Origin of the sequence: Agrobacterium tumefaciens (assembly GCA_025559845.1) — a bacterium.
In the GTDB taxonomy this organism is placed as follows: Bacteria; Pseudomonadota; Alphaproteobacteria; order Rhizobiales; family Rhizobiaceae; genus Agrobacterium.
The window spans coordinates 2363300-2384124 of the sequence record CP048469.1; the positions used below are offsets into that span (position 1 = coordinate 2363300).

The 20825-nt window shown below is 57.7% G+C and carries 19 protein-coding genes; 9 read left to right on the forward strand and 10 right to left on the reverse strand.

The genetic code is table 11. The features are described from left to right. Positions 1 to 60 precede the first annotated feature (60 nt). The 4 genes from FY156_12025 to petA form a co-directional block, all read right to left on the reverse strand. Positions 61 to 453: a GFA family protein gene (locus FY156_12025; GenBank protein ID UXS02137.1), complete on the reverse strand. Its 393-nt coding sequence runs from the start codon at positions 451 to 453 to the stop codon at positions 61 to 63. 87 nt (positions 454 to 540) lie between these two features. Further along, positions 541 to 1452, reverse strand: a complete 912-nt coding sequence (locus FY156_12030; GenBank protein UXS02138.1) for a cytochrome c1 — start codon at positions 1450 to 1452, stop codon at positions 541 to 543. A gap of 22 nt (positions 1453 to 1474) precedes the next feature. Next, positions 1475 to 2797 carry a cytochrome b gene (locus FY156_12035; GenBank protein ID UXS02139.1) on the reverse strand — a complete coding sequence of 441 codons (1323 nt, stop codon included), beginning with the start codon at positions 2795 to 2797 and terminating at the stop codon, positions 1475 to 1477. Between the two features lie 14 nt (positions 2798 to 2811). Further along, complete coding sequence (gene petA, locus FY156_12040; GenBank protein UXS02140.1) at positions 2812 to 3390, reverse strand: ubiquinol-cytochrome c reductase iron-sulfur subunit; 579 nt, start codon at positions 3388 to 3390, stop codon at positions 2812 to 2814. Between the two features lie 307 nt (positions 3391 to 3697). On the opposite strand from petA, the gene FY156_12045 reads away from it, so the two are divergent. Then, positions 3698 to 4630: a hypothetical protein gene (locus FY156_12045; GenBank protein UXS02141.1), complete on the forward strand. Its 933-nt coding sequence runs from the start codon at positions 3698 to 3700 to the stop codon at positions 4628 to 4630. 10 nt (positions 4631 to 4640) lie between these two features. On the opposite strand, the gene FY156_12050 is transcribed toward FY156_12045, so the two are convergent. Together FY156_12050 and FY156_12055 are read right to left on the reverse strand one after the other, a co-directional pair. Further along, positions 4641 to 6509, reverse strand: coding sequence for an ABC transporter ATP-binding protein (locus FY156_12050; GenBank protein UXS03131.1), 1869 nt, complete (start codon positions 6507 to 6509; stop codon positions 4641 to 4643). Between the two features lie 124 nt (positions 6510 to 6633). Continuing rightward, complete coding sequence (locus tag FY156_12055; protein UXS02142.1) at positions 6634 to 8484, reverse strand: ABC transporter ATP-binding protein; 1851 nt, start codon at positions 8482 to 8484, stop codon at positions 6634 to 6636. Positions 8485 to 8868: 384 nt separating this feature from the next. Here FY156_12055 and FY156_12060 point away from each other — a divergent pair, with 384 nt between their 5' ends. After that, complete coding sequence (locus tag FY156_12060) at positions 8869 to 9330, forward strand: tRNA (cytidine(34)-2'-O)-methyltransferase (protein UXS02143.1); 462 nt, start codon at positions 8869 to 8871, stop codon at positions 9328 to 9330. 145 nt (positions 9331 to 9475) lie between these two features. Then, entirely contained in the window at positions 9476 to 11128 is a 1653-nt protein-coding gene (locus tag FY156_12065) for a Na/Pi cotransporter family protein (GenBank protein ID UXS02144.1), read from the forward strand. Positions 11129 to 11130: 2 nt separating this feature from the next. Here FY156_12065 and FY156_12070 read toward each other — a convergent pair whose 3' ends face one another. Continuing rightward, positions 11131 to 11403, reverse strand: a complete 273-nt coding sequence (locus FY156_12070; protein UXS02145.1) for a hypothetical protein — start codon at positions 11401 to 11403, stop codon at positions 11131 to 11133. Between the two features lie 230 nt (positions 11404 to 11633). Between FY156_12070 and hemF the strand changes: the two genes are divergently transcribed. The 3 genes from hemF (at position 11634) to FY156_12085 (ending at position 13321) form a co-directional block, all read left to right on the forward strand. Beyond that, positions 11634 to 12545 carry an oxygen-dependent coproporphyrinogen oxidase gene (gene hemF / locus FY156_12075; GenBank protein ID UXS02146.1) on the forward strand — a complete coding sequence of 304 codons (912 nt, stop codon included), beginning with the start codon at positions 11634 to 11636 and terminating at the stop codon, positions 12543 to 12545. A 122-nt stretch (positions 12546 to 12667) separates the two neighbouring features. After that, entirely contained in the window at positions 12668 to 12937 is a 270-nt protein-coding gene (locus FY156_12080; GenBank protein UXS02147.1) for a hypothetical protein, read from the forward strand. Between the two features lie 198 nt (positions 12938 to 13135). After that, positions 13136 to 13321: a DUF1059 domain-containing protein gene (locus FY156_12085; protein ID UXS02148.1), complete on the forward strand. Its 186-nt coding sequence runs from the start codon at positions 13136 to 13138 to the stop codon at positions 13319 to 13321. Positions 13322 to 13414: 93 nt separating this feature from the next. Here FY156_12085 and FY156_12090 read toward each other — a convergent pair whose 3' ends face one another. From FY156_12090 to FY156_12100, 3 genes are read right to left on the reverse strand one after another with little or no spacing between them, the layout of a single operon-like run. Further along, positions 13415 to 14671 carry a CCA tRNA nucleotidyltransferase gene (locus tag FY156_12090; GenBank protein UXS02149.1) on the reverse strand — a complete coding sequence of 419 codons (1257 nt, stop codon included), beginning with the start codon at positions 14669 to 14671 and terminating at the stop codon, positions 13415 to 13417. Continuing rightward, positions 14668 to 15297, reverse strand: a complete 630-nt coding sequence (locus FY156_12095) for a CoA pyrophosphatase (GenBank protein UXS02150.1) — start codon at positions 15295 to 15297, stop codon at positions 14668 to 14670. Before FY156_12095 ends, FY156_12090 begins: the two co-directional genes overlap by 4 nt. Then, positions 15294 to 15917, reverse strand: a complete 624-nt coding sequence (locus FY156_12100) for a DUF1285 domain-containing protein (protein UXS02151.1) — start codon at positions 15915 to 15917, stop codon at positions 15294 to 15296. Before FY156_12100 ends, FY156_12095 begins: the two co-directional genes overlap by 4 nt. Positions 15918 to 16065: 148 nt before the next feature. Here FY156_12100 and FY156_12105 point away from each other — a divergent pair, with 148 nt between their 5' ends. The 3 genes from FY156_12105 to FY156_12115 are packed head-to-tail and all read left to right on the forward strand — an operon-like array spanning position 16066 to position 20824. Continuing rightward, positions 16066 to 17076: a MoxR family ATPase gene (locus FY156_12105; protein ID UXS02152.1), complete on the forward strand. Its 1011-nt coding sequence runs from the start codon at positions 16066 to 16068 to the stop codon at positions 17074 to 17076. A gap of 29 nt (positions 17077 to 17105) precedes the next feature. After that, positions 17106 to 18020 (forward strand): DUF58 domain-containing protein, encoded by a 915-nt coding sequence (locus FY156_12110; protein ID UXS02153.1) that lies wholly within the window; start codon positions 17106 to 17108, stop codon positions 18018 to 18020. After that, complete coding sequence (locus FY156_12115) at positions 18017 to 20824, forward strand: DUF4159 domain-containing protein (GenBank protein ID UXS02154.1); 2808 nt, start codon at positions 18017 to 18019, stop codon at positions 20822 to 20824. The genes FY156_12110 and FY156_12115 overlap by 4 nt, the downstream gene beginning before the upstream one ends. The last annotated feature ends 1 nt before the right edge of the window (position 20825 follow it).

Sequence of the window (20825 nt, forward strand, 5' to 3'; positions counted from 1 at the left end):
AGAAGGTTCGCGCTACCCTATCAATTCGGCGGCGACGTACCAACTAAAAAGGACAGTGGCTTACGCGACCTGCTCCATGCCAGCCATCCGCCCCCATGACGGACAAACATCTTCGAAGGAATGAGACTGTGGTCTCAGCCCCTCGTCGGCCTTGTCGTCGAAACAACCGAAGACGAGGGCAACGGTCGGCGCGTCATCGATGGCGCCCAGCGTGCTGCCGCAGGCAGCGCAGAATGCACGGCTGGAATAGTCTGAAGAACGATAGGTGGCAGGCATGCCTCCCGCGCCGGTCCACCGCACAGCATCCTTGGCAAACTCCACCCACACAAGGCTCGCAGCACCCGAATGACGCTGGCATATATCGCAGGAACAACTATGCGGGCTGGCCGCCTCGCCACTCGCCTCAAACCGGATGGCACCGCAAAGGCAGCCGCCACAACGTGTTATACTCATTGAACGTTCTCCTGCTGCACCGCGCATGAAAAAGCCCCCATGCGGTCATGGGGGCCAAATCCTCTTCAATGATTCCGTCTGTTCGGATCAATGTTCCTTGTTCGCGTAGACCGATTTCTTGGTGAGGTAGACCAGGGCGGTAAAGATGAACAGGAACACCATGACCATGAAGCCGGTGCGCTTGCGATCTTCCAGATGCGGCTCAGCGGCCCACATCAGGAATGCGGAAACATCCTTGGAATACTGGTCGACCGTCTGTGGCGTGCCATCGTCATATGTCACCTGATCGGCGCTGATCGGCGGCGCCATTTTCAGCGCGGTTGCACCAACGAAATACGGGTTGAAATGCGTGCCTTCCGACAGCGTGTAATCCGAACCGTCCGGGTTTTTTACTCCTGCCGGTGCATCCTGATAACCGGTCAGCAGCGCATGGATGTAATCGGGGCCGCCTTCCTGATAACCACCGACGATCGGGATCATGTCGATGAGGAACTGCGGAAAACCACGTTCGACGCCGCGTGCCTTGGCCAGCAGCGACATATCAGGCGGAGCGGCTCCACCATTGGCTGCAGCCGCCGCCTCATGGTTCGGGAACGGTGATGGGAAATGATCCGAAGGCACGGCCTTGCGGTTAAACATCTCGCCGTCGGCATTAGGGCCGTCCTGGACTTCGTATTCACCAGCGAAAGCCTTCACCTGATCTTCCGAGTAGCCCAGATCCTCCAGCGTACGGAAGGAAACGAGGCTCATCGAATGACAGGCGGAACAGACTTCCTTGTAGACCTTCAGGCCGCGCTGAAGCTGGCCCTTGTCATATTTTCCGAATGGCCCGGCAAAGGACCAGCTCTGCTCTTCGGGCTTGATGACCGGGAAATGATTTCCGGCGATCGCATGCGTGGTCTGGGCGGCGAGATCGTGGCTTTCTTCCGCCGCAGAGGCGACAGAGACTGAACCGGTAAGGGCGGCGATCAGCGCGATGCTCGTGAGAAGCTTTTTCATTGTCGTCATCCTTCCTTCGCGATCACGCTTCGGCAGCCGCAGAAGCGGCCGACTTCTTGCCGCTCTTTTCGAGAACGGCTTCGGTAATCGAGTTCGGAATACGCCGGGGCGTTTCGACAAGGCCGAGGATCGGCATGATGACGAGGAAGAAACCGAAGTAATAAAGCGTGCCGAGCTGCGAATAGCCGACATAGTTGCCCTTCAGGTCGCCACCGAAAATCAGACCGATCAGACCGCTGCCTTCAGCAGGGCGCGAGCCCAGCCAGCCAAGTAAGATCGCGTTGACCACGAACAGCCAGAAGAACATCTTGTACCACGGCCGATAGACGGCAGAACGGACACGCGACGTATCGAGCCAAGGCAGGAAGAACAGCACGACGATCGCACCGAACATCACGAGAACGCCACCCAATTTGGAATCGATGATCCAGATGTTGAAGGTGATGGCGCGCAGCATGGCGTAGAATGGCAGGAAGTACCATTCGGGCACGATATGTGCCGGTGTCTTCAACGGATCTGCCATGATGTAGTTGTCAGGGTGACCGAGGAAGTTTGGCATGTAGAACACAAACCAGGCATAACCGATCAGGAACACAGAGACGCCAAGCGCGTCCTTCAACGTAGCGTAAGGCGTGAACGGCACCGTGTCGGTCTTGCTTTTCACTTCAACACCGGTCGGGTTTGTCTGACCGGTCACGTGCAAAGCCCAGATGTGCAGGATAACGACGCCCGCGATCATGAAGGGCAGAAGGTAGTGCAGCGCAAAGAAGCGGTTCAGCGTCGGCTGATCCACGGCAAAACCACCGAGCAGGAACTGCTGAATCCACTCGCCCACAGCCGGGAAAGCAGTGAAGAAGCCGGTGATAACGGTGGCGCCCCAGAAGGACATCTGACCCCAGGGCAGAACATAGCCCATAAAGCCCGTTGCCATCATCAGCAAGAAGATGACACAGCCGAGAATCCAGAGAATCTCGCGCGGCGCCTTGTAGGAGCCGTAGTAGAGACCACGGGCGATGTGAAGATAAACGGCGATGAAGAAGAAGGATGCGCCGTTTGCATGCATGTAACGCAACAGCCAACCATGGTTGACGTCGCGCATGATCTTTTCAACGGAATTGAAGGCAACCGTCGTTTCCGCAGCATAGTGCATGGCAAGCACTACACCCGTCAGGATCTGCACCAGCAGCATGACGGACAGCATAGCCCCGAACGTGTACGCGTAGTTCAGGTTACGCGGGACCGGATAGGCAACGAAGCTGTCATAGATCATGCGCGGCAAAGGAAGCCGCGAATCGATCCACCTCTCGATGCCGGTGGACGGCTGATAACTGGAATGACCACTCATGAATATCTGTCCCCTTATCCGATCTTGAGTACGGTATCGGATGTGAATGCAAATGTCGGAATCGCAAGGTTCTGCGGCGCCGGGCCTTTGCGTATGCGGCCCGCCGTATCGTAGTGCGAGCCATGGCAGGGACAGAACCATCCGCCGAAATCGCCGGCCTGGCCGAGCGGAATGCACCCAAGATGCGTGCAGGAGCCGATCATGACGATCCAGTTTTCCTTGCCCTCTCCGGCGGAACGGTCGATGTCGGTTGCCTGCGCGTCAGCGGCGATATTGGCATTGCGGGCCACAGGGTCCTTGAGATCGGCAAGAGCCACGGCCTTGGCTTCTTCGATTTCCTTTTCCGTGCGGTTGCGGATGAAGACGGGCTTACCACGCCACTTCACCGTCAAAGACATGCCCGGCTCGACGGCTGCCACATCCACCTCGATAGAGGCGAGCGCCAGCGTCGATGCGTCAGGACGCATCTGGTCGATAAATGGCCATGCGACGGCAGCGGCACCAACAGCCCCCGCCATTCCGGTTACAAGATATAGAAAATCGCGACGGGTCGGTTCACCCGATGCGTCATGATTGGTTACGTGCTCGCTCACCGCTACACCATCCTCTGCGCTGTTTTTGCCGTAGATCGCATGAGTCCTCCCGCTATGATTTGATCCAAGACAAACTCCATCCCTCGTCTCGGGTCATGTGCGCGGCAGATAGAATCCGCGTCATTGTGTTTGATCGCAAAATATTGACGGACTTGGCAAGAGCAAAGCACACAAAGCTGCCGTAATTCTGTCCCTAGGGCCTCATTTGCTTCGCGATTTCCGCTGCGTTCGACAGCCATGCAACATTGTGCACGGTTCTACGGCATGTTAGGAGACGGGCGGGAGAGCTTGGAAAGCAGGAATTCGTATGAACGCGAAGCTCGCTTGCATGGCTTCCTCGGCGATATTGGGCGCGCTTTTTATAATAAGCCTGCGTTATGTCACCGATTTTTGGCTACTCGCCTTCGTCAACAGCTTCCAGCTTCACATCGCTGTTGTCTGCATCCTGCTGTCTTTGCTGGTTTTTTGGGCGGCACGTAACGCCATATCCGTCATTCTCGTGGTCTGGTCGCTGGTGCTTGGCGGTCATGCACTCGCCATGATGCTGGAATTCTCCACGCCCGCCTCCCCTCCGGCAGACGCAAGGCCCTTTCGCTTGCTGTCATTCAACGTGTTGATGGAAAACGCCGCCAATGCCGATGCCATCGCCTACACCATTCTCGCGTCAAACGCGGATGCAGCCTATGTTTTCGAGGCTGGCGCGTTGGAATCGGTCCTGCCGAGACTGTCCCTGACCTACCCCTACAGGCTGGGATGTTACCAGGGCACCCCGACCTGCGACCTGTTGATCCTGTCGAAGCGGCCGCTGAATGAAGGGCACTTCCACAGCCTGAGCGATCTGCGCCGCGACCGGTTTGCAATGGCCCAGATCGATTTCGAAGGGACCGAACTGACACTTGCCGCAGGTCATATCACCAAGCCCTATTTTGACGACTATCACCGTGACGAACTGGATGAAGTGAGCGAACTGATCTTCAAGATCACAGGACCGCTCATTCTGGCGGGTGACTTCAATTCGGCAAGCATTGCACCGGATATGCGCGCTTTTCTGGCCTCAAACGATCTGAAAAAAGCGTTTTGGGAACCGGCAACATGGCCGATCGAGGCCGGTAGCTTCGGCATTGCCATCGATCACATTTTCGCCCGCGAACCGGCAATGCTGATGAAAACCACGCGACTGGCAGACAATCTCGGTTCCAATCACTACGGTCTTGTTGCCGATTTCATGATCGGACAATAACGACAGCAGTTTATTGCGCGGCCTCATCTGCGGCCAGGAAGCCGCCGGACTGCCGTGCCCAAAGCTCGGAATAAAGTCCGCCGGATGCGACGAGTTCGGAATGTGTTCCCTGCTCGACGATGCGACCGCGATCCATCACGATCAACCGGTCAAGGGCAGCAATAGTGGACAGACGATGCGCAATGGCCAGCACCGTTTTCCCCTGCATCAGTTCGTCCAGATTGCTCTGGATCGCAGCTTCCACCTCGGAATCGAGTGCGGAGGTGGCTTCGTCGAGCACGAGAATGGGAGCGTCTTTCAGCATGACCCGTGCGATGGCGATGCGCTGGCGCTGGCCGCCAGACAATTTCACACCGCGCTCGCCGACATGGGCATCCAGACCCTTGCGACCGCGCTGATCTTCCAGCCTTGCAATAAAATCATCCGCCTTGGCTCGCCGCACGGCTTCCAGCAACTGCGCCTCCGTCGCATCCTGCCGACCGAACATGATGTTGTCGCGGATCGAGCGGTGCAGCAGCGAAGTGTCTTGCGTCACCATGCCAATATGGGCGCGCAGCGATTCCTGCGTGACCTTTGAAATGTCCTGTCCGTCAATGAGAATGCGGCCGCTCTCCACGTCGTAGAAGCGTAAGAGCAAATTGACCAGCGTGGATTTTCCGGCGCCTGAACGGCCAACGATACCGACCTTCTCGCCCGCAGCAATGTCGAGATTGAGATTGTCGATGACGCCGCCGCTGCGGCCGTAATGAAAACTGACATTATCAAAACGGATCGCAGGCTTGCGAACGGAAAGAACAGTGGCGTCAGGCGCATCGACAAGATCGATCGGCTGCGAGATCAGCTCTGCAGCGTTCTGCACCGTACCGAAATTGCGCATGATGCCGTTGAACTGGGTCATCAATCGCCCGAGCAGGAAGTTCAGTCTCAACACCAGTGCCAGCGTGAAGGCGACGGCACCGGAACTGATCTTGCCGGTCAGCCAGAGATGCATGCAGAGCGCGGCCATGGACGTGATCATCACCCCTGACAGCAGCGCCATCGAGGCCCGCACGCCAGTGATGAAACGTGTGAAGGTCATGGTGGTGGTCTGGAAGATATCGAAACCCTGCCGCATGTAACGGTCATTGGCATCATCACGCCCGAACAACCTGAGCGTCTGAATATTGCTGTAAGCATCGACCATGCGGCCCGACAGCATGGACGCGGCTTCCGCGGTCTCCTTTGAGTGGTAGCGGATACGCGGCACGAAATAGCGTGCCAGCATCGAAAAGATCACCACCCAGACGAGCACGACCACCGCCAGCCGCCAGTCCAGTCCGCCAATAAGGAAGAGCATCGAGACGGAGTAGATGCCGACAAACCAGACGCTTTCCATCAGCGACGTGACGAGGTCACCTGCCGCCTGGCCTCCAGACCAGACCTTTGTGACGATCCGTCCGGAAAAGTCGTTCTGGAAGAAGCTCAGCGATTGTCGCGCGACATGCATATAGGATTGCCAACGCACCAGGTTGTAGAAACCCGGCGTAATGATCTGCTGATCAACCAGAGCCGTGATCATCGTCACGATAAAACGTACGACAGCAATCAGGACGAGCATGCCGAACAACTCTGTTCCATGCGTGGCCAGCAATCCTGACCATCCCTCGCCCGGTTTCACCGTCGCCAGAATATCGACAAGCCGTCCAACGAACCAGAACAGCGCCGCTTCAATGGCCGCAGTCATGCCGCCAAGAACCAGCATGGCAAAGAATGGCGCCTTCGCCTGAGAGACATAGAACCAGATGAAGGAGAATGTACTTTCCGGCGGCCTCAGATCGTCCTTACGGGCGAAAGGCTTTATCCAGTTCTCGAAGAACTCGAAGATGCGCGTCATGACCATGTTTCGGATATAGGCGGATTCTGCTTGAGGGAACAGCCGCACAGGCGACCCCGGCGGATTATATTTCGGTAATATTTGCGGATATGAAAAAGGGCAGGAAATGCTTCCCGCCCTTTGATTTTTCTTATTCAGCCGCCACATCGGCCTCGTGATCGGCAATGAAGCCGCCGGACTGGCGCCGCCAAAGATCGGCATAGATACCGCCCATTGCCACCAGTTCGGCATGACTTCCAGCCTCGACGATCCGGCCTTGATCGAGGATGATGAGCCGGTCCATTTCGGTCAATGTCGACAGCCGGTGGGCAATCGCAATCACCGTCTTGCCTTCCATCAGGGCAAACAGGTTTTCCTGAATTGCCGCTTCGACTTCACTGTCCAATGCCGAGGTCGCCTCATCGAGAACAAGGATTGGTGCGTTCTTCAAGAACACCCGGGCAATCGCAATACGCTGGCGCTGTCCGCCCGAAAGCTTCACGCCACGCTCCCCCACCTGCGCGTCGAGACCATGGCGACCCTGCATGTCCACCAGACTCTCGATGAAGTCCCAGGCATTGGCACGTTTCGCCGCTGCAATGATCTCCTCATCCGTCGCCTCTGGATGACCATAGGCGATGTTGTCTCGGATGGAGCGATGCAGCAGCGACGTATCCTGCGTGACCACACCGATCAGTGAACGCAGGCTGTCCTGCGACACTGTGGAGATATCCTGCCCGTCGATGGTGATCCTGCCCGCCTCCAGATCGTAGAAACGCAACAACAGGTTCATCAGTGTCGTCTTGCCGGCACCGGAGCGACCGACCAGACCAACCTTCTCGCCAGGCCTGATATCGAGCGTCAACCCATCGATCACGCCCTTGTTCTTGCCGTAGTGGAAGCGAACGTTGTCATAATGGATAGCGCCCTTCGGCGCTGCCAGTTGCGGAGCCTGGGGCGCATCGACGATATCGTGCGGCTTCGTCATCATCGACATACCGTCGTAAACGGTGCCGATGTTTTCGAACAGTGATGTCACTTCCCACATGATCCACTGCGACATGCCGTTGACACGCATGGCAAGGCTGACCGCTATGGCGACAGAACCCGCCGTTACCGAACCCTGCATCCAGAAATACAGACCCAGTGTCGCCGTGGAAAACAGCACGACCGCATTGTTCAGGTCGATCAGGATGTTGAAGCCGGAAATCTTGCGCATCTGGCGATGGACGGTTCCAAGAAACACGTTCATCCCTTCACGCGCATATCTTTCCTCACGACCCGCGTGCGAGAACAGCTTGATCGTCGAAATGTTCGTGTAGCTGTCGACGATACGGCCGGTCATCATCGAGCGAGCGTCCGCCTGTTCCTGCGCCAGGCGCCCAAGCTTCGGCACAAAATAGGCAAGAATGCACATATAGATGCCAAGCCACGCCAGAAGCGGAATGACAAGCCGCCAGTCCGCCGCCGCAACCATGAACAGCATCGAAACAACGAAGCTGATCGCGTAGACGAACACGTCGATTACTTTCAACGCGACTTCACGGATCGCCAGCGCCGTCTGCATCACCTTGGTCGAAACACGACCCGCGAACTCGTTGGCGAAAAACGTCATCGAGTGGCGAAGCAGGAAACGATGCATTTTCCAGCGCGCGATCATGCCGAAGTTACCGGCAAGCGTCTGGTGCATCGTCATGGTGTGGATAGCGCCCATGAGTGGCAGTAGGAACAGTACCAGACCGGCCATGGCAATCAGATGCCATCCTTCATCGGCAAAGAATGTCTCGCGATTGGCCGTAGACAGCCAGTCGACGATGTTGCCGAGGAACTTGTAGAGCATCGCTTCCGCAACCGCGATGCCCATCGACATCAGGCCGAGCAGAAGAAGCCACGGCCAGGCGGGCTTCACGTAATGCCAAAGGAACGGCAACAGCGTCTTCGGCGGCACGGTGGGCGTCGAAGCGGGAAAAGGATCAAGGCGTTTTTCAAACCAGCCAAACATAGGCCAAGCTCCGGCAAACAATCGCCTCATCGTTGAAGTCGGTGAAACGCAATTATAGCGCCAACGACGAAGCGGAACAGTCTTGGAACGTGGCCGTGACAGCCACATGACGAATCAGGAAAAGGAAATTGCGGGTGGACCGCGAAGAAACACCTAAGCCAGCAGTGGCACGGCCATGGCTGGGAGGCGGTAGCGAATATTCATATGCATGGAAACCTCCCTCGGCTGGTGTTGAAGATGGCAGCTTTCTACCGCAAAAAACAGGGAAACGCCAGCCTATTGCCCGAAAAAAGTGCAAACGCATGATACTGCAGCCGTCCCTATGCCTTCCGTTACACCCAGGCCGTGTGTTAGTGCCTTGGGAAATAATGGAAAGACCAGAGAATGTCAGAGATCCGTATCGCTCTTTATCAGCCTGACATAGCGGGCAATACCGGAACCATCCTACGCCTTGCCGCGTGCCTCGGCATCGGCGTCGACATCATCGAACCGGCAGGTTTCGACATTTCCGACCGCAATCTCAAGCGTGCAGGACTGGACTATATTGCTACGGCAGCCCTCACCCGCCATGTCACCTGGGAACGTTTCGAAGAATGGCGGGCTGAAAGCGGTCGACGGCTTGTCCTCGCGTCCACAAAGGCCGCTTTGCCTTACGCGAAAATCGCCTATCGACCCGATGATATTCTGCTCTTCGGACGAGAAAGTGCCGGCGTTCCCGACCATGTCCATGAAAAAGCCGACGAGCGTGTTATCATCCCGATGGTAGAAGGTCAGCGCTCGATCAACGTCGCCATGTCTGCGGCAATGATCACTGGCGAGGCCATGCGTCAGACCGCCTGGGCCTGACAAACAGATTCCGGCATGACCGTTTTTCCTGAAAAACTGTCGCAACCCGACCTGTTTTTCAGACATTTACGGCGCTATACTCCTTAGCCGGACAATAAAATTCGCCTTCGCCAAGAGAACAATGGCGGATGCGAGGAGACGTTGAATGCAGTCCACAATTGTCATCATCAACCTTCTCGGCGCAGTTGCGCTGCTGCTTTTCGGCCTGGCTCAGGTCAAGGATGGCGTTACGCGCGCCTTTGGCATGAAGCTGAGAAGCGTGCTGTCGACTGGTACCCAGAACGGACCACGCTCGTTTTTTTCGGGATTTCTGGCGACCGTCGCATTGCAAAGCTCTACGGCAACCGCATTGACCGTCGCCTCCTTCGCCGAGCGCGACCTTATTCGCCCGCGCATGGCGCAGATTGTGCTCCTGGGCGCCAATGTTGGAACAGCCGTGACGGCTTGGATTGTCTCCGCAGGCGTCGAATGGCTTTCGCCTTTGCTGATTCTGACCGGCATCATCCTCAAAAAAGGCAGTTCAAACGCTCGTCAGGGCGGAGGCACGGCAGTCATTGGCATCGGCCTGATGCTTCTGTCACTTCATCTGTTAAGTGGCGCTACTGAGCCGATGCGCGCCTCACCAGCACTCGCCGTCTTTATCAGCCTTCTCGATGGCGCATGGCCTGTGGCACTGATCTTTTCTGCAGTCTTAGCTTTCGCGTCCTCCTCCAGCCTTGCGGTTGTCGTGCTTATTCTTTCGCTTGCAGCGACGGGAACCCTATCGACCGGCCTCATTATCGTCCTCATCCTCGGCGCAAATCTCGGCGGCGCCATACCTCCGGTCATTGCCACCCTCTCCGGCCCGGCCTCGGCAAGGCGCATCACCATCGGCAATCTTGTCGTGCGCACCATCGGCTGCATTGTCGCCCTGCCCTTGGCGTCCTATGGCGCAACGTTGTTGCAGACGTTGCCGCTGTCGCCAGCGAAACTGCCTGTTGATGCTCACCTGATTTTCAACGTCATGCTGGCTGCATTGGCATGGCCCTTTTCCAGCGTCATTTCCGACCTGATGGCCAAAATGGTGCCCGATGACGCGAGAAACGATGACGGTCCAAGCTTCCTTGACGAACAGGCACTGGAAACGCCGGTCGTGGCGCTCGCGAATGCAACACGTGAAGTTCTCGGCGTTGGAGATACCATCGAACGCATGCTCATCCGTGCGGAAAATGCGTTCAAACACAATGATCTGGACCCGCTCAAGGAAATTTCAGCTCTGGAAAAACGGGTCGACACCCTACAGCAGGCGGTGAAAGTCTATCTTTCCAAGCTTGGTCGAAAGGGATTGGACGCTGATGATGCACGTCGATCGATCGCCATCATCGACTATGCGATCAATCTCGAACATATCGGCGACATCATCGAAAAAGGCCTGTGCGAGCAGATCCGCAAGAAAGTTCTGAACGGCTTTAAATTCTCTGAAGACGGCTATGGAGAATTGAAAACCCTGTTCGACATGACAATCGAGAACCTTCGTTCAGCGCAGAGCATTCTGGTCACAGGTGACTTTGATCTTGCGCGCCGCCTGATGGAAAGCAAGGTGGATATCCGTCATCTCGAAAAGCGGTCCTCTGCCCGCCATCTTGAGCGGCTGCGCGACGGTCTGGCGGAGAGCATGCAGACCAGCTCACTCCATCTCGATATGCTGCGCGACCTGAAGCGGATCAACGCCCATATCGTTTCGGTTGCCCATCCCATTCTGGATGAAAGTGGTGTTCTGATCGAAAGCCGCCTGCGTCACGCCGAGCCGCACGCCTGATGTCAATCGGCGGAAGGAAGGCGTCTCATGGTGAACTCGATGCGATCACCTTCAAGCTGCCGCCAGCTTTCGACTTCTGTCCAGTAAGCCGCTTTCGGAAACGCTTCAAACCATTCTCGCGCCTTGGCACGGGCCTCTTCGCGTCCGAGACAGAAGGTCTGACGAACGAACATGCCGTTCTTCGCCGTATCGAGACTTTCGCTTGCCTTCTCCTTGCGGTGGTTGGCAATCCTGCGCTTCAGCCCATCGAGGGGCGGTCCGGTAAATTTCGTCATGACATTCACCTGTGGCACCTTCACTCAGCAAGATAGTGCAAGCAAAGTGACTTTACGAGTCGAGGTTTGCTTGGCCCGCCCAGCAAGAGCATTGAGCTCCCTCTTTGGCGTGCAAGTGAAGCACCGACATAATCTGCGTATCCGCGTTGCAGAAATCGATTCCGATTTCCGCACCTATGCTGTAGACGCAGCTTGTTTGAATAACCGACCACCATGACAGGAGAATGGACATGGAACGGCCATCTTTGCCGAAGGGTTTGCCCGAAGACATCGAGGAAAAGAAGGCCGCTGCCCAGGCATGGTTCCAACACCTGCGCGACACCATCATCACATCTTTCGAGACGCTGGAAGACGATCTGTCCGGCCCGCTGTCCGATCAGGAACCGGGACGTTTCGTCCAGAAGCAGTGGTTGCGCGACAACGGCGCCGGCGGTGGCGGCATCATGTCGATGATGAACGGCCGCGTCTTCGAGAAAGTCGGCGTTCACACCTCAACCGTCTACGGGGAATTTTCTCCCGAGTTCCGCAAGCAGATACCGGGCGCCGAGGAAGATCCACGCTTCTGGGCCTCCGGCATTTCCTTGATCGCTCACCCCGTCAATCCAAACGTTCCAGCCGTTCACATGAACACCCGTATGGTCGTGACCTCCAGCCATTGGTTTGGCGGCGGCGCCGACCTGACGCCTGTTCTGAACCGTAGACGCACCCAGGACGACGCGGACAGCCAACTTTTCCACCGCGCCTTCGAGATAACCTGCAACCGTCACGCGGTCGCCGATTATCCGCGCTACAAGACCTGGTGCGACGAGTACTTCTTCTTGCCTCATCGCAATGAAGCGCGCGGCATTGGCGGCATATTTTTCGACTGGCTGCACCCGGATGAAGACAAAGGCGACTGGAACGCCAATTTCGCTTTCGTGCAGGATGTCGGCCGCGCCTTCAATCTGGTTTATCCGAAAATCGTTCGCGCCAACTTCAACCAACCGTGGACGGAAACGGACCGTGATGAGCAGTTGATTCGCCGTGGGCGCTACGTCGAATTCAACCTTCTCTACGACCGCGGCACGATTTTCGGCCTCAAGACCGGTGGCAATGTGGAATCGATTCTTTCGTCTCTCCCGCCTGTCGTGCGGTGGCCGTAAAAAGCTCACGAAATTTTGACGCTTGTCAGCTCTGCGACGAAAAAAACCGTAAATTAGGACTTATGGAAATATAAAGGCAGTGTTAGTCTCCTCCTCGCAGACGTACTGGAGGAGCTATCGTCATGATTACTTCGAACAGCATGCCTATGTCCTCTTCCCGCAAGGAAGAGCAAAATTCCATTGAAACTTCGGAACTGATCGAACGCCTAGCCGCAGAAATGCGCGCCAGCGGCGACCGTGAGCTGCCGATTTCGTTCTATGTTGATCAGGTGAAACGCACCCTCGCCAGAGAGCGCGTCACAAACCAGGTCGCCAACGACGAGCCGTCTCTCGCGAAGGTTCCGGCCGCCAGCACATCATCCGTGTTCCAGTGCTGGGCGATGCCTGAATAAAGCCGGCTCTCGGCGGGAACCCGGAACCGAACCGGGAAAAGTTCGTTTCAGTCATACCATGCCGCACAGAAAACAGAGGTGTTCCTGACGGGATGGTTACGCAGGCAAGTGGAGCGTTTCCAACGAGATGCTCCACAGGGACAACGAAGCTCCTGGCAGTGCACGCGTTGTCCCTGGTCATTACAGGGAGGTACGACCATGCGGTTGTTTGAATGCGGAACGCTTGTTCCCGGCTGCGGCTGGCACACGCGCGCAGAAGACGATGCGGAAGTGGTTCGTCGCACGGTAGAGCACATGAAAACGGCTCATGGCGAAACAGTGATCCGCGAAAACATGATCGAAAACATCAAGGCGCGCATTCGCAACGAAGCCAACGCGGCTTGATTTGGCGCAGTCGGAAACGACCTCAGCCAAAACACGTCAACACAGTCCAATCGTGCCGCAATCCGAAGATCGCGGCACGATTTCTTTTTAACGTCAGTTCTCGACCATATCCTTCAGCCGAGCGGTAAGCGCCGACCGGTCGAGAGAGAAATTGACCTCGATCCATTTGTTCTCGAGGCTTTTCAGCACTTCTCCGACTTTGGGACCCGCAGCAATGCCCGCTGCCATCACGTCCGCGCCGCTCAATGGAAAATTCGGCTTCTGGAATTTTTCTGCACGCGCAAGCAGCGTCGAAAGACGCGCGACCTTCTGCATAGCGGTCTCGCTTGCGGACAGATCGGCACGGGCTGACGCGAGCGCCAGCTTGAGCCGAGCTTTCACGCCATCGACACCTTGACGGTAAAGCAGACGGTCAAGGGCCGTCTCCTTCATATCGGGATCGGCTGCAGGCGCACTGGCCCAATGATTGAGGAATGCGGCTTCGGCTTTTGAGAGCCGCAAACGACTGGCGAGCGCAGCCAGCCTTTCAACATCCGGCGGTACAATGGCGGCAAGCCGCAGCAATGGAACAGGCGTCCAGTTAAGCGCTTGTTCCGTAGCCACAAGGCCATGAATGGCATCGATGCCCCATTTTTCCGTTTCCGGCAGCACTTCCGCCAACACACCGGACTGGCGCATCCACAAAAGCGCCCGCGACGGATCGGTCGCCGACAGCAGCTTCTTGATTTCACTCCAGACCCGCTCTGCGGAGAGCGTCTGCAGCTTGTCCTTGGCGCGCGCGCTGGCTCTGAGCCCATCGGCATCGGGACGGCCGGACCCGTAATGCGCAAAGAAGCGGAAAAAGCGCAGGATGCGCAGATAGTCTTCAGCGATCCGCGTCGCCGCATCGCCAATAAACCGGACTGTTCCCGTCTCGATATCAGCAAGACCGCCGATCAGATCGATCACCGCTCCGCTGTGGTCGGCATAAAGGGCGTTGATCGTCAGATCACGTCGTTCTGCATCAGCCTGCCAATCAGTGCCAAACGCAACCTGCGCATGCCGGCCATTGGTTTCGACATCGCGGCGCAACGTGGTGATTTCGAAGCCTTCACCGTCGATCACAAGCGTGACGGTACCATGCTCGATACCGGTCGGGACCGCCTTGATACCCGCAGCCTTCGCACGAGCAACCACCACATCCGGCGTCAATGTCGTCGCCATATCGACGTCGCCAACCGGCAATCCCATCAAGGCGTTGCGTACCGCACCGCCGACAACACGCACTTCGCCTCCGTCCGCATTCAAAAGCGCAAAGATGCGCTCCAATGCCGGTCTCTGAAACCAGTCTCGCCCGGCGACGCTGCTCATGCATAAAACCTTTCGTAGATTGTTCGTACGATGCCCGCGGTAATGCCCCAAATATAACGTTCGCCATAGGGCATTTCGTAGAAAAACCGCTCCTTCCCCTGAAACATCCGGCTTCCGCGCGCATGATTTTCCGGGTCCATTAAAAAGGACATCGGCACTTCAAAGACATCGTCCACCTCGTCCGGGTTAAGCGTCAGGTGAAAACCTGGCTGGATGACGGCGAGCACCGGTTTGATGCGAAAGCCCGTCCCGGTAATATAGTCTGGCAGACGTCCAACGGTTTCCACGTAGGATCGCGCCAAACCGATCTCCTCTTCGGCCTCACGCAACGCAGCATCTTCCGGCGTGCGGTCTTCGGCGTCGATACCGCCGCCCGGAAATGAAATCTGACCGGAGTGCTTGCGCAGGGTTGCCGTCCGCTGGGTAAAGATCACCCGCGCATCATCACCTTCATCAACCACGGGCACGAGAACGGCAGCATCCTTCAGCCGGATGCCGTTTCCCGAGAGAACGACACCCGGATTAAGCACATGGTCGCCAAGTTCCTGTTCGGCGACACCCTCACCGTCCCGCAGCACGCGCCGACGGAAATCGTTTGCCGAAAAGTCCAACATCTTCAAAGTCATTGCGAAAGTGCTTCCAGTTCATCTGCCGGCATCACGGCAAAAACGCTTTTGCTCGAACGGACCGCAAACATGGCGCGACCATCCATATCCACAATCTCGCCGCATGCGACCAGATCATACATCACCGCACGCGACACCAGTGCTTCGAGCCTTCCGCGCACCAGAATATACGGCTTAAGCTCGTTGTTTTCGCCAGCGATTTCAAATCGCAGCGGATGGTCCTCGCCGATCTCCACCACGTCGCCTACATTGGTGCGAAACGTCAGGCGTGGCTCACCCTCCTTTTCAGTCACAATCATCTCGACCGCTATGAACGGTGCGTCGGCCACCTTGATGGCGACTTTTTCCACAGGTGTTACGAGATAGGTCTGACCGTCCTCATCCTTGCGCAAAACGGTCGAAAATAACCGCACCAACGGCGCTCGTCCGATCGGCGTTCCCATGTAAAACCATGTCCCGTCGGCACGGATTTCCATGTCGATATTCCCGCAAAACGGCGGGTTCCAGCGTTCGACCGGCGCAGGCCCACGCTTGGCGTCACCTGTCTGCTCCGCAGCGCGGGAAATCATGGCCGCCAGCCCCGCTGCATCGCCCGCCGAATGAATTGTTTCCAGTGCCATATTCGAGTCTCGCTTTGCCGATAAGGAAACATTAGGCTGTGTAAGTCACGAGATAGTCATTCTGATGGTGCTTGTCAGCGGGCAAGAGAGCAATAAGCTATATGCAGTGCGAAATCCGTGCCGGAGCGAAGGTTTTGAGGAGAACGACATGGGCGTGATGAATACCGGCGAAACCCTCGACGAGAAAGCCATCGTCGCTGCCGCCGAAAAGGCGTTGTCCGATATAGCTGCGATCCGAGCGGAGGTGTCCAAAGTCATCTTCGGTCAGGAAAAAGTGGTCCAGAATACGCTTCTTGCCATTCTTTCAGGCGGACACGCCCTGCTCGTCGGCGTTCCCGGTCTCGCCAAGACAAAACTCGTCACCACGCTCGGCACCGTTCTTGGCCTTGATGCGAACCGCATCCAGTTCACGCCTGACCTTATGCCATCCGATATTCTCGGCTCTGAAGTGATGGATCAGGACGAAAACGGCCGCCGCTCTTTCCGCTTCATCAAGGGGCCGGTCTTTGCCCAGCTTCTGATGGCCGACGAAATCAACCGTGCCAGCCCGCGCACGCAATCGGCGCTGCTGCAGTCCATGCAGGAATACCACATCACGGTTGCCGGCCAGCATTACGACCTGCCCAAGCCCTTCCACGTTCTTGCCACCCAGAACCCTCTGGAGCAGGAAGGTACCTATCCGCTGCCGGAAGCCCAGCTTGACCGCTTTCTGCTGCAGGTCGATGTCGACTATCCAGATCTTGCCGCAGAGCGCCAGATTCTTCTCGACACCACCGGCATGGCTTCCGGAGAAGCCCGCCGCATGATCGATGCGGAACGGCTGATGGATATTCAGACACTCATCCGGCAGATGCCTGTCAGTGACAAGGTTGTGGATGCCATTTTGTCGTTGGTTCGGTCCGCGCGTCCAGGGCATGGCAACAAATTGACCGACAAGAACGTTGCATGGGGACCGGGTCCGCGTGCCGGACAGTCTCTCATGCTGACGGCCCGTGCCCGGGCACTCTACGAAGGCAGGCTGGCGCCGTCGCTCGATGATATCTACGCGCTGGCTGAACCTGTGCTGGAGCATCGTATGGCACTGACATTCGCGGCCCGCGCAGAGGGTATGTCGGTCCGTGATGTGATCGCTGCACTGGTAGAGCAGGCAAGGGACTAAAAACGCCGGATTGTTAAAAAGGAGCGCATGTGGCGTCCATCGGCCAGATCGTAAAGCAGACACCCGGAGCCGAGGTATTGGCGCGCGCCCAGCAACGCGCAGCCCTTGTTCCCGATTGCATGGTGGAAGCGCGGCGTATCGCGAATACCGTCATCGCTGGCTGGCACGGACGCCGCAAACGCGGTGTCGGTGAGAATTTCTGGCAATTCCGGCCCTACGCGGAAGGTGAAAGCCTGTCGCGGATCGACTGGCGGCGTTCAGCCCGCGACGATCATACCTATGTGCGCGAGCGGGAGTGGGAAGCGGCGCATACCATCTGGCTCTGGGCCGATATGTCACCGTCGATGATGTATAAATCAACGCTCGGCACTGTCTCCAAGGAAAGCCGCGCGCTGGTTCTGATGCTGGCGCTGGCGGAAATTCTCGCCAGATCGGGAGAGCGCATCGGGTGTCCCGGCATCATGGAGCCGGTTTCGGCCAGAAACGCAGCGGAGCGCCTCGCCACCGCCATCATGCATGCACCGGTGACGAATGGTCTGCCTGAAACAGGCATGATCCGTGGCGCCAGCGATATCGTTCTGATCGGTGATTTTCTCGATGATGCGGCAAGCGTCATGGAACGCATCTCGCCGCTGGCGCGCCGAAGCCTTCGCGGCCACGTCGTAGAAATCGCCGATCCTGCAGAGGAGATGTTCCCCTATTCCGGCCGTACAGAATTTACGGACCCGGAAACGGGAGAGAAACTCGTATCCGGCCGGGCCGAAACGATCCGTGAGGACTACACCCGAGCGTACCTCGCCCGCCGCGAAGCCTTGTCGTCATCGCTGCGTCGTCTCGGCTGGAACTTCGTCTTCCACCGCACTGACCATCTCGCCTCCGAAGCGCTTGTCGCCGTCCATATGTATCTGTCCGGATCTCCGGCGGAAGGCGGTGGTCGTCGATGAGCTTTCTGCCGTTCGTTTTTTCCAGTCCCTACATTCTCTTCGGTCTTCTGGCGCTGCCAGCCATATGGTGGTTGTTGCGGCTCACTCCGCCACGTCCGAAGGCGGAAATCTTTCCGCCGTTGAAAATCCTCGCCACCGTGCTGAAGCGGGAAGAAACGCCCTCGAAAAGTCCGTGGTGGCTGACGCTGCTGCGCATGGCTTTGGCCGCGGCTGTTATTCTGGCGCTGGCCGATCCCGTGATGAACCCGCGCAACAATACGCTGGCGGGCACAGGACCTCTGGTGATGGTCGTCGACAACAGTTGGGCGGCGGCGCCGGATTGGGATCGCCGTGTCGAAACCGCAAAAGCCTTGATTGGCGATGCGGAACGGGCCGAACGGCCGGTGTCGATCAGCTTCACCGCGGACGCAGACCATGATGCCGTCCCCTCAACGACGGCTGTTGCGCTGGAGAAACTTGCGGCAGCAAGGCCGAAACCTTTGGTACCGGATCGCACGCGGACAGCCGAGGCCGTGACCGAGGCGCTGAATGGCACGACGCCAGGCACACTTGTCTACATCGCCGACGGTGTGGCGACACCACAGGACGAAACGGCACTTGCAACATTTGCTAGCCTCTCACCCGCCGAGTTTCGTTTTGTCGAAGGTGACGGCAATAACGTTACGGCCATTACTGCCGCGACCAACAATGCCGATGCAATGAGCGTGATCGTCTCGCGGCTCAAGGCCTCATCGCAGGAGCGTCTGGTTGTCAATGCACAGGACAGCCAGGGTCGTATTCTCGCAAACGGCATTGCAGATTTTGCCGCAGGAAATGCTGAGACAACGGCAACCGTAGAAGCGCCCTTCGAACTGCGCAACGACTTTGCGCGCCTCTCCCTTGAGGGTGTCTCGACCGCCGGTTCGGCTCATCTCCTGGATGACGGCTTCCGTCGCCGCCGTGTTGCGCTGCTTGCTGGAGAAACCGGCAACGACTTCCAACCGCTCCTGCAGCCACTCTATTATATCAGCCGCGCCCTCCAGCCCTATGCGGATTTGATCCCGCAAAGGCAAGCTGATCTCTCGCAGGCAATTCCGGAAATTCTGCAGTCAAATCCGTCCGTGATCGTTATGGCGGACATCGGTCGTTTACCGCAGGAAACCTACGAGCCGATGCAGCGCTGGCTTGCAGGCGGCGGCACGCTGATCCGGTTCGCGGGACCGCGTCTGGCCGCTGCCCCGGCAGACGATCCTTTGGTTCCCGTGACGCTTCGTCAGGGTGAACGCGCGCTCGGCGGAGCGCTTTCCTGGGCCGAGCCGCAGCCGCTGGCCGATTTCCCCAATTTCGGCGCCTTTGCAGGCATGCCGAAAGCCGACGGTATCCTTGTCAAACGGCAGGTTCTTGCAGAGCCGACGCCTGACCTTGCCGAACGCACATGGGCAAGCCTCGCCGACGGCACGCCGCTCGTGACGACGCGCAATATCGAAGCCGGGCGCATCGTTTTGTTCCATGTCAGCGCTGAAGCAAGCTGGTCGGACCTGCCCATCTCCGGTCATTTCGTCGAGATGCTTCGCCGCATCGTCCAGCTATCACAGGCAGGCGGCGCATCGGCCTCCGCCAATGCGCCTGCAGCAGCTTTGCCGCCCTATCGCCTGCTGACGGCAGGGGGCGCATTGTCGGCGGAAATCGGCTCTGCCCGCCCGCTTGAAATCCGCGCTGGACAGCAACCGCGTACAGGTTTCGACAACCCACCTGGCCTTTATGGTACGGAGGACGGCTTCGTGGCGCTCAATCTTCTTCCCGCCGGAGCAACGCTTCGTCCAATGAACACGACCCCTGCGGGAGCATCGACGACTGAGGCACTGGTTGGAGAAACGGCAAAATCGCTACGCCCCGCCTTGTTCATCGCCGCCTTTCTCATGCTGGTGGCAGACAGCCTGATCGTGCTTTTCATGAACGGCGCTTTCGCGCGTTTCCCCAAGACACGTGGCTCAGCCGCCGCCGTCGTGCTTCTTGCCTTATCAGGCTTCGCTACCCTTTCGCCGCAACAGGTGCGTGCTGACGATCCCAAATCCGGTGACGAACAGATCTTCGAACGCCTGGACACGACACACCTTGCCTATGTCCGCACTGGCGAGGATGATGTGGATCGCATCTCGGAGCAGGGATTGCAGGGTCTGAGCGAGTTCCTGACCTGGCGCACGACGCTGGAACCCGGCCAACCGGTCGGCCTCGATATCTCAAAGGACGAATTGTCCTTCTATCCGATTATCTATTGGCCTGTGTCCGCGACCGCCCCCATGCCCTCCAGCGCCGCCATTTCACGGATCGACGCTTATATGCGGGCGGGCGGAACCGTCTTGTTTGATACGCGCGACCAGTTCTCGTCGCTCGACAATGGCAATTCGACGCCCAATGGTGAACGCCTGCAGGCCATTCTCGCCAATATCGATATTCCACCGCTGGAGCCGGTGCCGGAAGACCATGTTCTGACGCGTTCTTTCTACCTGCTCACCAATTTCCCGGGGCGCTACAATGGCTCACCGCTCTGGGTCGAGTCCCGCCAGGGTGCTGCGAAGACAACCTCTGGCCTGTCTTCATCGGGCGATGGTGTGACGCCGATCATGATCACAGGCAATGATTTCGCCGGCGCATGGGCGATTGATCAGCAAGGTGCTCCCGTTCTGCCGACTGTGCCACCGGACGAACTGCAGCGTGAACACGCCTTCCGTTCCGGCGTCAACATCATGATGTATATGCTGACCGGCAACTACAAGGCTGACCAGGTTCACGTTCCGGCCCTACTCGAACGACTGGGGCAATGAG